At 55.3% G+C, this 14,639-nt stretch carries 11 protein-coding genes; 6 read left to right on the top strand and 5 right to left on the bottom strand.

Translation table 11 applies throughout. The features are described from left to right. Positions 1-28: 28 nt before the first annotated feature. Positions 29-880, bottom strand: a complete 852-nt coding sequence (gene motA, locus BKP64_RS01895) for a flagellar motor stator protein MotA (RefSeq protein ID WP_070965266.1) — start codon at positions 878-880, stop codon at positions 29-31. A gap of 173 nt (positions 881-1,053) precedes the next feature. Here motA and asd point away from each other — a divergent pair, with 173 nt between their 5' ends. Further along, positions 1,054-1,908 (top strand): archaetidylserine decarboxylase, encoded by an 855-nt coding sequence (gene asd, locus BKP64_RS01890; protein WP_070965263.1) that lies wholly within the window; start codon positions 1,054-1,056, stop codon positions 1,906-1,908. A 3-nt stretch (positions 1,909-1,911) separates the two neighbouring features. On the opposite strand, the gene epmA is transcribed toward asd, so the two are convergent. Both epmA and efp read right to left on the bottom strand, forming a co-directional pair. Beyond that, on the bottom strand, positions 1,912-2,880 hold the full coding sequence (gene epmA, locus BKP64_RS01885) for an EF-P lysine aminoacylase EpmA (RefSeq protein WP_070965260.1): 969 nt from the start codon (positions 2,878-2,880) through the stop codon (positions 1,912-1,914). Between the two features lie 7 nt (positions 2,881-2,887). Further along, positions 2,888-3,463 carry an elongation factor P gene (gene efp, locus BKP64_RS01880; RefSeq protein ID WP_070965258.1) on the bottom strand — a complete coding sequence of 192 codons (576 nt, stop codon included), beginning with the start codon at positions 3,461-3,463 and terminating at the stop codon, positions 2,888-2,890. A 45-nt stretch (positions 3,464-3,508) separates the two neighbouring features. Between efp and epmB the strand changes: the two genes are divergently transcribed. From epmB to BKP64_RS01865, 3 genes are all read left to right on the top strand, one after another. Next, positions 3,509-4,546: an EF-P beta-lysylation protein EpmB gene (gene epmB, locus BKP64_RS01875; protein ID WP_070965255.1), complete on the top strand. Its 1,038-nt coding sequence runs from the start codon at positions 3,509-3,511 to the stop codon at positions 4,544-4,546. 224 nt (positions 4,547-4,770) lie between these two features. Next, positions 4,771-6,576 (top strand): GTPase, encoded by a 1,806-nt coding sequence (locus tag BKP64_RS01870; RefSeq protein ID WP_070965252.1) that lies wholly within the window; start codon positions 4,771-4,773, stop codon positions 6,574-6,576. Positions 6,577-6,707: 131 nt separating this feature from the next. Continuing rightward, complete coding sequence (locus BKP64_RS01865) at positions 6,708-8,792, top strand: EAL domain-containing response regulator (protein WP_070965250.1); 2,085 nt, start codon at positions 6,708-6,710, stop codon at positions 8,790-8,792. Positions 8,793-8,867: 75 nt separating this feature from the next. Here BKP64_RS01865 and serB read toward each other — a convergent pair whose 3' ends face one another. Further along, positions 8,868-10,100 carry a phosphoserine phosphatase SerB gene (gene serB, locus BKP64_RS01860; protein ID WP_070965248.1) on the bottom strand — a complete coding sequence of 411 codons (1,233 nt, stop codon included), beginning with the start codon at positions 10,098-10,100 and terminating at the stop codon, positions 8,868-8,870. Then, the gene (parC, locus tag BKP64_RS01855) at positions 10,093-12,384 is read right to left on the bottom strand and encodes a DNA topoisomerase IV subunit A (protein WP_070965245.1); all 2,292 of its coding nucleotides are present in this window, start codon (positions 12,382-12,384) and stop codon (positions 10,093-10,095) included. The genes serB and parC overlap by 8 nt, the downstream gene beginning before the upstream one ends. Positions 12,385-12,610: 226 nt before the next feature. Here parC and BKP64_RS01850 point away from each other — a divergent pair, with 226 nt between their 5' ends. Next, a complete protein-coding gene (locus tag BKP64_RS01850) occupies positions 12,611-12,853 on the top strand; it encodes a PEP-CTERM sorting domain-containing protein (RefSeq protein WP_070965242.1) in 243 nt (80 codons plus the stop codon). Between the two features lie 131 nt (positions 12,854-12,984). Next, positions 12,985-14,622 (top strand): methyl-accepting chemotaxis protein, encoded by a 1,638-nt coding sequence (locus BKP64_RS01845; RefSeq protein WP_070965240.1) that lies wholly within the window; start codon positions 12,985-12,987, stop codon positions 14,620-14,622. The last annotated feature ends 17 nt before the right edge of the window (positions 14,623-14,639 follow it).

Genomic DNA, 14,639 nt, shown 5'->3' with positions numbered 1-14,639 from the left:
TCAGCTCCGGTTCAGAATTCAGTCAGTATTATTTGGAGCGAACGTGGTCGTTCAGTTCCTGGAAGCCGGGCCGCTTGTCGGTAGGCAATGATTTACGACCAAACTCGATCGCCATCTGTGGCGCCTGCCCCGAGACGGTGGCAACGATTGCCGACTTCACACAGTCATAGGCTTTCAATTCGTACTTCGCGGAATGCTCCATGGCAATGGAGACCGGGCCAACAAAACCATAGCCCATGAAAATACCCAGAAAGGTACCAACCAGCGCTGCCGCCACACTCAGGCCAATTTTCTCAGGTCCTTCTGAAAGAAAGTTCATGGTAATGACGATACCCAGAACCGCGGCCACAATGCCGAGGCCCGGCAATGCATCGGCGATTTTATTCACCGCGTGCGATGGTTCCTCCAGCTCATGCTGACGACTGTCAATTTCACTCTCCATCATGCCTTCGAGCTCATGAGTCGCCATGTTCCCGGAGCTGATGATCCGCAGATAGTCGGTGATAAATGCCAGCAATTCCTTTGACTTCATAATTGCCGGATAACGACTGAAGATCTGACTGGACTCGGGGTTATCAATATCTTCCTCTATCGCCATTACGCCTTGCTTACGGGATTTATCAAAAATCTCGTAAAGCAGACTCAGTAAATCCATGTAGAAGGATTTATTGAACGGGGATCCGGTCAACTGGCGCAAAATGCCGTGAATGACCTCCTTGACTGTGTGCATGGGGTTGGCAATAACAAAGGAGCCGATTGCGGCGCCAAAAATGATCAGAACTTCTGTGGGCTGCCAGAGAACCATCAGGTTGCCGCCGTGCAGCGTGTACCCGCCGAGCACACTCGCAATGACAACCACTGCTCCAATAATAAGTAACATGGGTAAGATGCACGCCTTGTTTTTGGTTATCGGCCAACGCCTGAAGCGTTCGCGTTTTGTGAGCCCTGATCATAGCAAGGCTCCACGATATCCGCGAAGCCGTGAAACAATTTCTATACAGGGACCGGTCTTTGGTAAACTTCGCGCCTTTGAGCGCAAAGGATCACTTTTAAATGTTTAACAAGTTGTTTGTTCTGAGTCAGTACGTCACCCCGCAACTAGGGGTTTCCCGCCTGGCGGGCCGCCTGGCAGACAGTGACCTCACACCTGCGCTCAAGAACCGCCTTATCAGATGGTTTATCGGCCGCTATGGCGTAAACATGAGTGAGGCCGCCGAATCCGATCCAACAGCCTATCCCACCTTCAATGCCTTTTTTACCCGCGCGCTGAAGCCCGGACTCCGGCCACTCGCCGGCGACGAGAAAACCATGGTCAGCCCGGTTGATGGCACCATTAGCCAGATTGGCCAGGTCAGCGGCGACCGCGTATTCCAGGCCAAGGGCCAATCCTTCAGCCTGACCGAACTGCTCGGCGGCAACAAGGAAAAGACTGGAGTCTTTGCCGAGGGAGAGTTCTCGACCATCTACCTGTCACCCAAGGATTATCATCGCATTCACATGCCAATGGCAGGCACGCTGCGCGAAATGATCCATATTCCGGGAAAACTGTTTTCAGTCAACCCGGTAACCGCGGAAAATGTCCCTAACCTCTTTGCCCGAAACGAACGAGTTGTCTGCATTTTTGACACGGAAGCTGGCCCAATGGCCCTCGTTCTGGTGGGGGCAATGATCGTCGGCAGCGTGGAAACCGTCTGGTCCGGCGTTGTAGTTCCCGGAAGTGACCAGGTCACAGCGACCCGTTATGAGGGAGAGCAGGCCCGGGAGTTTGCCAAGGGCGAGGAAATGGGGCGATTCCGGCTGGGCTCCACAGTCATCATGGTCATGCCAAAAGGCACCGTCAGCTGGAATGAACATCAGGTGGCCGGCAGGACCGTGCGCATGGGCGAGGCATTCGGAACCCTCGCCTGATTCTCAGGCTCGCTCTACAGGGAAGGCGAGAACGTCTGAAATATCCCGGGCGCCGGTTTTGAGCATCAGCAAGCGGTCGAGGCCAAGCGCAACACCCGCGCACTCTGGCAACCCCGCTTCTATAGCGGCCAAAAAGGCTTCATCCAGGTCGCTTTCGGGCTTTCCGGATTGCCGGCGGAGCCTGTTGTCCTCCTGGAAACGGTGACGCTGCTCCTCAGGATCTGTCAGCTCCCAATAACCGTTGCACAGTTCCAATCCATCAATATAAAGCTCAAATCGATGGGCCACCGGATGACCGTCAACTTGCGAGACCCGGGCCAGAGATGCCTGGGAGGCAGGATAGCCGGTAATGAAATCAGGAGCTTCCCGCCCCAGGTTTGGCTCCACCGCAAAGCTCATCAATAAGTCCAGGCAACCGTCTCTGCCCAGGCTCGCAAGCTGCTCCGGCTCCAGCCACTCCTCGCATCGCCGCATCAAGTCACGATCAGTGGCTTCAAACGGGTCTACATGCCCCCAACGGATCATCGCCTCCCGGTAACTCAGAATCCTGGGGGCCGGGCAGTCCAACCAGCCACACACAAGCTCCGTCACTTCAGCCATCAGATCCTCATCGCTGAACCCGACCCGATACCATTCCAGCATGGAAAACTCGGGATTGTGCCGCCGGCCACGCTCTCCATTCCGGAACACTTTCGAGACCTGATAGACCGATCCCGAACCTGCGGCAAGCAAGCGCTTCATGTGATACTCGGGCGACGTCTGCAACCAGCCCCCCTTGTGGTCTGGGGCTGCCACATCCGCAAAAACACCCTCGAGATTCGGATCCGTTACGCCGCATCGCCCGAGGACGGGCGTTTCAACCTCCATGACCTCTCGCGCAGCAAAAAAGCCGCGCACATAGGCCAGTTGTTGTGCGCGGCTTTTCAGAACTGCCTGCGAGGCAGAAGGCTGCCAGACAGGTTGCTCAGTCATGTGAAGATCAGCTGCTCTTTACACGGCTGACATATTCACCAGAGCGGGTATCAACCTTGAGAACTTCCCCAATGGTGATAAACAGCGGTACGTTGACGACCGCACCGGTCGAGAGGGTCGCGGGCTTTGAACCGCCCTGGGCAGTATCACCTTTCATTCCCGGATCAGTATCAACAACTTCCAGCTCGACAAAGTTAGGCGGAGTGACGGACAGCGGCGCACCGTTATACAAAGTGACCGTGTAAACGTCCTGCTCCTTCAGCCATTTGATGGTATCCCCGACGGCCTTGGCGTCCGCAGGGTACTGCTCAAAGGAACCGTCTGTCAGCATGAAATGCCAGAACTCACCATCGGTGTACAAGTATTCCATGTCCTGATCCATGACGTCTGCCGCTTCAAGGCTTTCACCGGATTTGAAGGTCCGCTCCCAGACGCGGTTGGTCATCAGGTTGCGTAGCTTTACACGGTTAAAAGCCTGGCCCTTGCCAGGTTTGACGAACTCGTTCTCGAGAATGATGCAGGGGTCGCCATCAAGCAAAACTTTAAGACCGCTGCGAAATTCGTTGGTAGAATATGAAGCCATGAAATGTCCACCTGACAAAATGCTGTTTAGAATTCAAAGGTCGCTATGATACAGCGAACCCCCGCCCGTATAGAAGCCCACCTTGCAGACGAGGACCGAAGCTGGCAACAGCTGTTGGCTGAATCCATCACCTCACCGGTAGAGTTGCTGAGGCGGTTGGAGCTGCAACCGGAGCATTGGCTTCCTGGTGCCATCGCTGGCCACGAACTGTTTCCTGTCAGGGTTCCGGAACCTTTTCTGGCCCGGATGAAAAAGGGAGACCCTGGGGACCCTCTGCTCAGACAGGTGCTGCCACTCCAGGCAGAAACGCTGGAGGTGGCAGGCTTTGTCCGCGATCCACTGGAAGAAAATGGCGCCATTCAGACCACGGGGTTGATTCGCAAATACCACAGCCGGGCACTCCTGATGATCACAGGGCAGTGTGCGATCAACTGCCGTTACTGTTTCCGGCGCCACTTTCCCTACGCAGAGCAGCGGATGAGCCCTGAGGACCGGCAGCAGGTGATTGACACTCTCGCCGCCAGCCCTGAGGTCAACGAGGTGATCTTCAGTGGTGGCGACCCGCTCGCCGCCAGTGACCGACTGCTGTCGCAGTGGGCATCCGCCATTAGCGGAGTCCCACATATCAGGCGATTACGCCTTCACACACGCCTACCCGTAGTGATTCCCCAGCGTGTATGCGATGCCCTGCTTGAATGGCTTTCGAGAATACCGGTTCAGGTCGTTATGGTCTTGCACATCAACCATCCTGCCGAGATTGATGTTGCAACACGCAAAGCCCTGAGCTTCCTTCGCGCGGCGGGCGTTACCCTGCTAAACCAGAGCGTTATCCTACGGGGCGTCAACGACGATGCTGACGTACTCGAGGAACTGAGCGAGTCGTTGTTCGATGCCGGAGTTCTGCCGTATTATCTGCACTCATTTGATCCGGTAGAGGGGGCCCACCATTACGATGTCGCAGACGGCGAAGCACGGGCACTTGTGCGAGAACTGCTGGTGCGACTACCCGGATTCCTGGTCCCGAAACTGGTAAGGGAGATCCCCGGGAGGGAAAGCAAGACCCCAGTCGACCTTTTCCCATGACGAAGTTCTCAAAATCGACTTGAAATCACATGTCAAACATTGTCAACTCGTGATTTTCTCGCTTTTAGTCACTGGTTTGCTATTTTAAAGTCGAGTAGTGTTCAACGATAGAAACATGTATTTTCGGCGTTTTCCTGACAAGCCGGCAGAGTGCAGAGCCTCCTGCCTCGCTGTACAAGGCTAACCCTTGATACCAACCGTGGTCCTGATAGTGGCATGAACTCATGGAAGGCATGAACCTGAAACCGGATCTCCGGGTCCCCGAGCAGAAAACGTCAAGTCTGTCTTTCTGCGACACCACGCCCAGGGCATTCAAGGCCTGGGTGGACCAGCTGCCTATGGCCAACATCGGGGAAGTCTCTCGCCAACTTTACCACGCGGTCATTGAACTCAATCATCTTTTCATTGCCCCACAGACACGCATGCAGCTCCTTGAGCTGATTCGGCAAAAGATCCACTTCGTCTGTGACGAACTGTCCCGGCACTACCTCGGGCTTGCCGTTGCTTTACCCGAGAAACAGCGCAAAATTGCCAACCTGTCTCAGGCACTGCAGCTACACCTGGCGTCAGGCTACAAACTGTGCGTACTCGAATTTCTTGATGGCAACGGTGTCGATAAAAACCGAAGGCAGGTTGCCATGGCCACCCATCGTGCGATCTCGGAGCTGGCAGCCACAATTGTCCGGTCTCACCAACTATACTGCCCAAGCCCGGCGCAAAGCTGGCTGGAATGCCATCGCCTGTTCCGGTTTGCATACCACAACAAACTGTCGGTAACACAGGTCGAAGACGGCACCTTGCAGCACCGGCACTCAAGCTCGGTGGCGGACAGCTACAAGCGGATTTTGCTGCTGGGATGCTCTCGGCCCAATCAGCTTCGCCAGGCAGAACTGCTTCAGGTCTATGAGCTGTCTGAAGCCTGGAGCGAATACACTTCCTGCGGGCCGGACATCGAGGACGATAGTCTTTTTGTGGTCAACATGGAGCGGGATAACCCACCCATTTACCGAAGCCTGCTCGACCATAAGCCCGAAGAGGAGAGTTTCGGATTCGACACCCGGGATCTGTCCGCCATGGTGTCAGACACCGTCCATGCCCGGCGGAATAACGCCTCCGCAGAAAACGATCTTCACATCCCGGCCAAGATCAGTGACACCCTGCTGCTCCACCTGAGCCAGGCATTGGGAATCATTGCCAAGCGCAATTTTAACCGTATCGACAGCCAAGGCACGCTTGAGGTATGTGTTGGCCTGACCGCCGCGCACTATTTTGTCGCTGGCGAAAAAACCTTTACAGAGTTCGTAAACGGTAACGACAACGCCCACCATGATGACGAAAACCTGTTTGTCCGCTCTGCCCGTAAAAACGGCGATGCCTGGTCCGGAGCCCATGACGCAGGCCCCAGCGATGAAGCCTTGCACTCCGCCGATACCCCAATCACTTTCCGGGGCAATTACGGCACGTCGCCCACAACCGTCGCAGACAAGAACAGGCCGAGATCCCATCATGCCCTGCTGATCAACACGAGCCCTGGAGGATACTGCGTGGTTTGGGAAAGCAACATCCCACCGTCACTGCAGGCGGGCGAAGTGCTCGGCGTGCGTGAGCAGAGGACCCACCCCTGGAGTGTGGCAGTTGTGCGCTGGATCCGGCAGATCAAGAACCAGGGCACCCAGGTCGGGATTGAGCTGCTAGCTCCCAGCGCCTCGCCCTGCGGCGTCCGGCTGATTCAAAAAATTGGCAATAGCAGTGAATACCTGCGGGGCTTGCTTCTTCCGGAAATCAGTGTGGTGAACCAGTCAGCCACCCTGATTACGCCAAGACTCCCCTTCCAGTCCGGAAGCCGCATTTCACTGCTGCATGATGGCCGCGAGGACCAGGGCCACCTGTCAAAGAAGGTATCGTCTACCGGCAGTATCAGCCAGTTCGAACTGAAACTGCAGAATGCATCTGCCCTGAATTCCGGCCCGGCAACAGCAGCATCCGGTGCCAGCGAGGATGAGTTCGATTCTCTCTGGCCATCACTGTAAAAACGGTATTACGAGAATCGCAAGCCAGCGCCAGGGTTGTTATTGGAGCGCAACCCCTGCATCATTCAGCGTAAGTGACAGCCCGCCCCGGGGGCGGCTCAGCCAAATCTGTTTCACGAGACGTCTTACGAATGCAGAAAAAGAACGCAACCGTACATTTGCTGATTCTTGATCCATCTCAGAATGATGCCGAATCATTGGTCAGCCTGCTCAGAAATTCCGGTAAAGCCACACGCGCCCACCGCATCACTTCAGAGGAAGATCTTGAGGAAACCCTGAAGTCTGGCAACTGGGATTTGTTGCTGGCTCGGGATCTCGGGCAGGAATTCAGCGCCGATGATGCTCTGGCAATGGTCCGGCGTATGGACAAGGACATCCCGTTTATCCTGCTGACTGAAGAAGAAAGCCGCGAGCGAACGGTGGCTATGATGAAGGCCGGAGCCCAGGACACTGTGCTCTTCAATCATACGGACCTGCTCGTGCTCGTAGTTAACCGGGAACTGGCAGCTCTTGACGAACGTCGCCGCCGGCGAGTCCTCGACTCCCACCTGCGTGAAGCGGAGCAGCGCTGCCAATTGTTGCTGGAAAGCTCCAAGGATGCTATCGCCTACATCAATGATGGCATGCACATCTATGCCAACCAGTCCTACATGGAATTTCTCGGCTACGATGATATCGACGAGCTGATCTGCATTCCGGTACTGGACACGCTGACACCGGAAAGCCAGGACAAATACAGGGAGTTCATGAAAGCCTTTGCCGAGAAAGGCGAAGACGGCATGACCCTGAACTGCACCGCCCGGCGCAGCGACGACCACGAACTGAATGTAACCATGTCAGTCTCTGGCGCGACATACGATGGTGAAGCCTGCACACAGATTGTCCTGCAACCGGAACACAGTGATGCGGAGCTGGAGGAGAAACTGCGCCAGATCAGCAGCCAGGATCTGCTGACGGGGCTCTATAATCGCCAGTATCTGATGGATGCTCTGGCCAACAACATCGCTGCTGCAGGCAAGAATAACGAGTCCGGTGCGCTGGCTTACATTGCGCTGGATGACTTCATGAGCATGAAAGGCCAGGTCGGCATCGCCGGAGCAGACCTTCTGCTTGGCGATCTCGCGAATTTGCTCACGGAGCAGGCGGGCGACGATCTGATACTGGCTCGTCTCAGCGATGATGCCTTCTGCCTGATGTCCCAGCCAGGTGATGAAAAGACGATGGCCGGGCATGCGGAGCGGATTCGCAAAGCGGTAGAGGACCACCTGTTTGATATAAATGGCCGCACGGTACCTCTGACTGTCAGCATCGGCGTTGCCGCGATTACCGAGAATTCACCCAAGGCCGAAGAGCTGATGGCAAGGGCGCATACGGCATCCGCCGAAGTCCGCAAACAGGAAGGCCATGACCGGGGCAACGGCGTTCTTGTCTACAACCCGGCCGAGTATGAATCGCTGGACGAGAGCAATTCGATAGAAGCCATTCAGAAAGCGCTGGACGAAAACAGGTTCAAACTGCTTTTCCAGCCGATTATCAACCTTCGGGGCGAAGGTGAGGAGCACTACGAAGCCTTTGTCCGTATGCTTGACAAGGACAGTGAGGAAGTCTCTCCCTATGACTTCCTGCCCCCAATGGGCCCCTCAGATACCGCGATCAAGATTGATCGCTGGGTCATCCTTCAAACCATCAAACAGCTTTCGAGCCACCGCTCCAGAGGGCACGATACCCGGCTGTTTCTGAACATCACTGCGGAAACCCTTCAAGATAAAACATTTACACCCTGGCTCAGCGTTGCTCTCAAAGCCGCTCGTCTGCCGGGCGACTCCCTGATCTTCCAGATCCGGGAGGGGGACGCAAACAATTACATGAAACAGGCGAAAGAGTTCAGCAAGGCGGTGCATGAGCTGCACAGCAAGGTATCGATCTCACAATTTGGTTGCGCCCTTAACCCCTTTAACACCCTCAAACATATCGATACCGATTATGTGAAGATTGATGGGTCATTTACAGAAGAGATCCAGAAGAAAGACGAAGCCAAGGAGCAGGTCAAGGAGATGGTAAAAACCCTTCAGAGCTCGGGAAAACTTACCATCATCCCGCTGGTCGAGAATGCTGGCGTGCTGGCAACTCTCTGGCAGGCAGGGGTAAATTACATCCAGGGCTACTATCTGCAGGCGCCGGTTCCGGAAATGAATTACGACTTTGGCGACAGCTGATCCGGCAACCGGTCAGCCCACAAAAAAACCGGGGTTAACGTACCCCGGTTTTTTTGTAATTCTCCACTACAGCAGTCAGAACCCAGCTCTCTCCAACCCCTGATTCGTGTCGCTTTCCCGAAAGCCAATAAGGTACAGGATCGCATCGAGCCCCAGAGTCGAGATGGAATGGCGTGCAGATTCCTTGACCAGCGGTTTGGCACGAAATGCCACACCAAGGCCTGCCTGGCTGAGCATGAGCAAGTCATTCGCCCCATCCCCCACCGCGATAACCTGTTCCCGGGAAATATGTTCCTTCTCGGCAATTTCCTGCAGTAACTCTGCCTTGCGCTTGCCATCAACGATCTGGCCCGAAACGCGCCCGGTCACTTTACCGTTTTCAATTTGCAGTTCATTGGCATAAACGTAGTCAATGCCAAGTTTGCTCTGTAAATGACGGGCGAAATAGGTAAAGCCGCCAGAAAGAATCGCCGTACGGTAGCCCAGCGCCTTGAGACTTTTGATCAGATGTTCTGCCCCTTCTGTCATACGAAGGCGAGCCGCAATCCCCTCCAGCACCGATTCGTCCAGGCCCTTCAGCAAGGCGAGGCGTTCGGCAAAACTTTGGCTGAAATCCAGCTCTCCCTGCATGGCCCGCTCAGTGATTTCCGCCACCTGTTCGCCAACGCCGGCTTCGAGCGCCAGCTCATCAATGACCTCCGCGTCAATCAGGGTAGAGTCCATGTCGAACACCACCAGGCGCCGGTTGCGTCGGAAAATGGAGTCTTCCTGGAAAGCAATATCCACGTTCATCTCGCCGGCGATATGCAGAAAATCGGCGCGAAGTGTCTCAAGGTCCGACGGCGTCCCACGTACTGAAAACTCGACGCAGGCAATCCGGTTCTCAGAGGGTTTAAGAGAAGGCCTTGCTGACAAGCGGCTGATATTATCGATATTGAGGCCGTGGCGGGCGGTTATGGCTGACACCCTGGCAATCTGTTCCGCTTTGATGTCCCGCGACAGCAGCGTGACGATGTAACAGGCCCGGTTCCGACCTTCCGCCCAGGACTGGTACTCCTCGACCGTAATCGGGGCGAACCTGACCTGCAAATCCAGAGCATGCAGACGAAACAGAAGGTCCCGAATCACCGGAGAGGATTTGGACTCATCGGGAATTTCAATGAGTATCCCCCAGGTCAGGTGGTCGTGAATTACCGCCTGACCAATGTCGAGAATCCGGACCGCGTATTGCCCCATGATGCCGGTAATCTCCGAAGTCAGCCCCGGTTTATCCCGACCGGATACATTAATCAGCACCAGTTCACTCACTTTCGGAGTTCTCCTCTTCTGTTCTGGCCACAGAGGGAATTACGTCAATGGCATCAACCCGCTGAAGTCCGCGTGGCAGCTTGTGTCCCCGGCGTCCACGCTCGCCCAGATAATGCTCAAGGTCGCTAAACTGTAGCCCCATTTTGCGTTTACCAGCCCGGATTTCCAGTTGATCGTCCTCGGCAAACACGGTTACGGCAACCACGAACTCTTCCCTGCTCTGGACGCGGGCAGAAGGAATGCTGATGATCTTGTTGCCTTTGCCCTTGGCCAGTTCCGGCAGCTCGCTGAGCGGGAACACCAGCATTCGCCCTTCATTTGAGACGGCCCCGATATACAAGGTCTTTTCAGTTGAAGGGATAGTGATCGGCGCCATGATCTTCGCCCCCTTGGGCACGCTGACTACCGCCTTGCCATTCTTGTTCTTGCTGATCATGTCGTTTAGCGAGGCGACAAACCCATAGCCTCCGTCCGTGACTAGAAGAGTCTTGCGGGCCGGGTCCCCCATCATCAGTCCGGCAAACGTGGCCCCCGAGGGCGGATTGATCCGTCCTGTCAGGGGTTCGCCCTGTCCTCTTGCCGAAGGCAGGCTGTGCGCCATCAGAGAGTATGCCCGGCCAGTTGAGTCGAGAAAAATTGCCTGCTGGTTGTTACGACCGTGCGCCGCGAGGGCAAACCGGTCACCGGCCTTGTAATTCAAGCCCTCGGGCTCGATATCGTGACCTTTGGCGGCTCGCACCCAGCCCTTCTCGGAGAGGACAACGGTAACCGGATCGTTGGAGACCAGATCGATCTCGCTGAAGGCCCGAGCCTCTTCACGCTCGACAATTGGCGAACGACGGTCATCACCAAAAGCTTCGGCGTCCGCTTGCAGCTCGCTCTTGATGAGTTCCCGAAACCTTTCTTCGGAGCCCAGAATGGTTTGAAGTTCATCACGCTCGGCGGCCAGCTCATCCTGCTCGCCCCGGATTTTCATTTCCTCAAGCTTCGCAAGGTGACGCAGCTTAAGCTCGAGGATAGCTTCGGCCTGCTCCGGAGATAAGCCAAACCGGGACATCAATTCGGCCTTGGGCTTGTCTTCAGTCCTGATAATCTCGATTACCTCGTCAATATTGAGGTAGGCAATCAGCAGACCTTCAAGGAGATGCAGCCGCGCCAGCACCTTGTCCAACCGGTACTGCAGACGACGTGTAACGGTGGTGCGTCGGAACGCCAGCCACTCGGTCAGCATCTGTCGTAGACCTTTAACGCCGGGGCGTCCGTCATTGCCGATCACGTTAATATTGACGCGATACGTTTTTTCCAGATCCGTACTGGCAAACAGATGGGCCATCAGGCCATCCAGATCTACTCGATTGGAACGAGGCACAACAACCAGTCGAGTTGGATTTTCGTGATCAGATTCATCCCGAAGATCCGCCACCATGGGCAACTTCTTCGTTTGCATCTGATGGGCAATCTGCTCCAGAACCCGGGCACCGGAAACCTGATGAGGCAGGTCAGTTACGACAATTTCGCCGCTTTCGCGAATCCAGCGAGCGCGCATTCGCAGGGACCCGCGCCCGGTTTCGTACATTTGCCGGATGTCTTTGCGTGGCGTGATAATCTCGGCATAGGTCGGAAAATCCGGCCCCTTGATGTGCTCACACAGCTCGTCAACGGTTGCGTCCGCGTTGTCCAGCAGACGAATACACGCTGCCGTCACTTCCCTTACGTTATGGGGCGGGATGTCCGTTGCCATACCAACGGCAATCCCGGTCGTACCATTGAGCAGGACGTGAGGCAGCCGTGCCGGCAAGACTGAAGGCTCGTCCATGGTGCCGTCGAAGTTCGGCACCCAGTCGACAGTACCCTGCCCCAGCTCACTCAGCAGAACCTCGGCAAAAGGAGCCAGCCGCGATTCCGTATAACGCATTGCAGCAAAGGACTTGGGGTCATCCGGAGACCCCCAGTTTCCCTGGCCATCAACCAACGGATAGCGATAGGAGAACGGCTGTGCCATGAGCACCATGGCTTCGTAACAGGCGCTGTCGCCATGGGGGTGAAACTTACCCAGAACGTCACCAACGGTACGTGCGGACTTTTTATACTTGGAGGTGGATTTGAGTCCCAGCTCCGACATGGCATAAACAATTCGCCGCTGTACCGGTTTCAGTCCATCTCCCACATTGGGCAAGGCCCTGTCGAGAATGACGTACATGGAGTAGTCGAGATAAGCCTTTTCCGTGTAGTCCCTGAGTGAAACTCGTTCAAAGCCCTCATCCGTAGTCTGAAACTCTGGCATGGATGCCTCTTTTGCCTGTATTGCCTGTTTTGAGTTGCGCCGGTGATGCTACCCTCTGCGTCCGAAATAATCACGGACCGCGACGGGAGGCCACATTATATGGACGCCGGCCCGGATACACCAATTTCCAATAGCGGAATTCCCGCATGGAGAGTCTGTAATACCAGCCGTATGCTTCTTCCCAGTGAATAGAAGACCGTTTTACTCTCCAAACAAGCGGAACACTATGAAACCCAACCTAAAAGCCTGCGGGCAAGCCATGGTCACAGCCATGGTCAATGCGGTACTTGCCGTCGCCCTGATGCTCCTTGTGGAGTTTGCGATCAGCGGGACTTTCCAGGTTCCCGAGCCCTACATTTGGGCGGGCCTGCTGATTGGACTGGTCATTTTTGCGGGCCAGTTCTGGAGGCAGCGGCACATCTGCAATGGATGCAGATCGCCTTCTGAGCCCAACGAGCCCTCACACTGAAACCATTCTGCCGCCCTGAAAATGCCACTTTCGTGATCAGGGGCAAAAGCCCCTGATTTAGTGCAAGACAAAAACGCCCCCCGTGCTACTCTTCGATAATTGAAGACTCACAAAAAAAGAAAGGGGGTTTAATGAATTTCCTCGCGCGTCTCGGGCTGAGAACCAAAATAGCCCTACCCTTTATCATTACCTCCATTGCGCTGATCTTTATAGGTCTTTACAGCGTCAATACCGCCCGAAACCTCGTAGACGACACGGACAATATCGCAGACACGTATCTGCCATCAGTCAGCGAAATCCTCAATGCCGACAGAGACCTCTATCAAGCCCTCGTCGCGCAGATGGCTTATGTGGAGGCAATGTTCAATAACGAGGATGGCGATGCGTTCCTGGACAGTTTTGACGAAAACTCGAAACAGGCACTGGACAGGTTCGAGCAGACAGTCGAAAGGCTTCAGGGCACCGGTGTGTCCGAGGTTTCCGACGGATTCGCGGGCGCGTATGACAGTTGGTTAAGCTCTGCTCGCAAGGTACTGCAACTGGCAAAATCCGGTGCTCCGGAAGAGGCACGGGCATTGGCCAACACCGAAACAAATCAATTATTTGATTCGCTCCGAGATTACTATGACAGGGTGGGTGCCCATGCAGACGAGCGAGCAACTATCCGCGCCAGCGAAGCATCCTCCGAGGGCGAGACCGCTTACTCCACCATTCTGATCATCACTGTGGCTGCGGTGGTTATCAGCATTCTTTTGTTTACCCTGTTCCTGAAAGTAATCATCAGTTCGATCGCGGCTCTGAAAGCACAACTGGACAACATCGCGCAGGGTGAAGGCGATCTGACCCAGCGCATTCCGGTGGAAACGAACGACGATCTTGGAGAACTGGCAAAAAGCTTCAATCTGGTACTGGAGAATCTCCAGAACATGATTCGCTCTATCCAGCAACTGAGCCAGGAACTTGGCCAGGGAGCAACCGACCTGGCCGCAACCGCCAGGGATAATAATGACGGCGTTACTCGCCAGACCGATTCTATCTCAATGGTCGCCACAGCCATAAACGAGATGCAAAGCGCTATAGAAGAAGTGGCCGGCAACGCCTCTCGCGCTGCTGAGATCACCCAGCAGGCGGAAGCGAGTGGCCGGAGCAGTGCCAAGATCATTCACAATTCGTCGAACCAGGTCCACCGGCTGGCAGCCCAGATTTCGAAAGCCGTTGAGGTCATCCGCAAGCTTTCCGATGATTCCGACAAAATTACATCGGTACTGGATGTCATACGCGGAATAGCAGAGCAGACCAACCTGCTGGCACTGAATGCCGCCATTGAAGCCGCCAGGGCCGGAGAACAGGGACGGGGGTTTGCCGTTGTTGCGGATGAGGTGAGAACTCTGGCTCAGCGGACTCAACAGTCCACCGAGGACATTCAGACAATGATTACCACACTTCAGACAGGTGTTGCGGATATTGTTTCGGTTATGGAGACCGGAAGTACAGAAGCCGCTGAGACGGAGAAACTGGCCGGGGAGGCCGAAAGCCAACTCCAGGCTATTCTTGAGGCGATGACGAACATCAGCGACGTTAACACCAGTGTCGCATCAGCGACAGAGGAACAGACTCAGGTTGTGGACGAGATAAATCGCAGTATTACTGAAATCAATGACCTGGCCGCCAGCAGCGCGGAACGCTCTGAGCGCATTGACGGCATCAGCAAGACTCTTGAGGGGCACGCCGGCGAATTGCAGAAGCAGACGGGACGGTTCCGGGTCTGACCCCGGAACCTCTTTTA

This window comes from Marinobacter salinus (genome assembly GCF_001854125.1).
GTDB lineage: Bacteria > Pseudomonadota > Gammaproteobacteria > Pseudomonadales > Oleiphilaceae > Marinobacter > Marinobacter salinus.
This window is presented reverse-complemented; position numbering and strand designations above follow the sequence as displayed.

Excerpts from the sequence above, each read along its gene's own strand:
- BKP64_RS01845 (WP_070965240.1), top strand. The coding sequence starts at position 12,985 with ATGAATTTCCTCGCGCGTCTCGGGCTGAGAACCAAAATAGCCCTACCC.
- BKP64_RS01865 (WP_070965250.1), top strand. The coding sequence starts at position 6,708 with ATGCAGAAAAAGAACGCAACCGTACATTTGCTGATTCTTGATCCATCT.
- parC (WP_070965245.1), bottom strand. The coding sequence starts at position 12,384 with ATGCCAGAGTTTCAGACTACGGATGAGGGCTTTGAACGAGTTTCACTC.
- epmB (WP_070965255.1), top strand. The coding sequence starts at position 3,509 with ATGATACAGCGAACCCCCGCCCGTATAGAAGCCCACCTTGCAGACGAG.
- asd (WP_070965263.1), top strand. The coding sequence starts at position 1,054 with ATGTTTAACAAGTTGTTTGTTCTGAGTCAGTACGTCACCCCGCAACTA.
- motA (WP_070965266.1), bottom strand. The coding sequence starts at position 880 with ATGTTACTTATTATTGGAGCAGTGGTTGTCATTGCGAGTGTGCTCGGC.
- efp (WP_070965258.1), bottom strand. The coding sequence starts at position 3,463 with ATGGCTTCATATTCTACCAACGAATTTCGCAGCGGTCTTAAAGTTTTG.
- BKP64_RS01870 (WP_070965252.1), top strand. The coding sequence starts at position 4,771 with ATGGAAGGCATGAACCTGAAACCGGATCTCCGGGTCCCCGAGCAGAAA.
- BKP64_RS01850 (WP_070965242.1), top strand. The coding sequence starts at position 12,611 with ATGAAACCCAACCTAAAAGCCTGCGGGCAAGCCATGGTCACAGCCATG.
- epmA (WP_070965260.1), bottom strand. The coding sequence starts at position 2,880 with ATGACTGAGCAACCTGTCTGGCAGCCTTCTGCCTCGCAGGCAGTTCTG.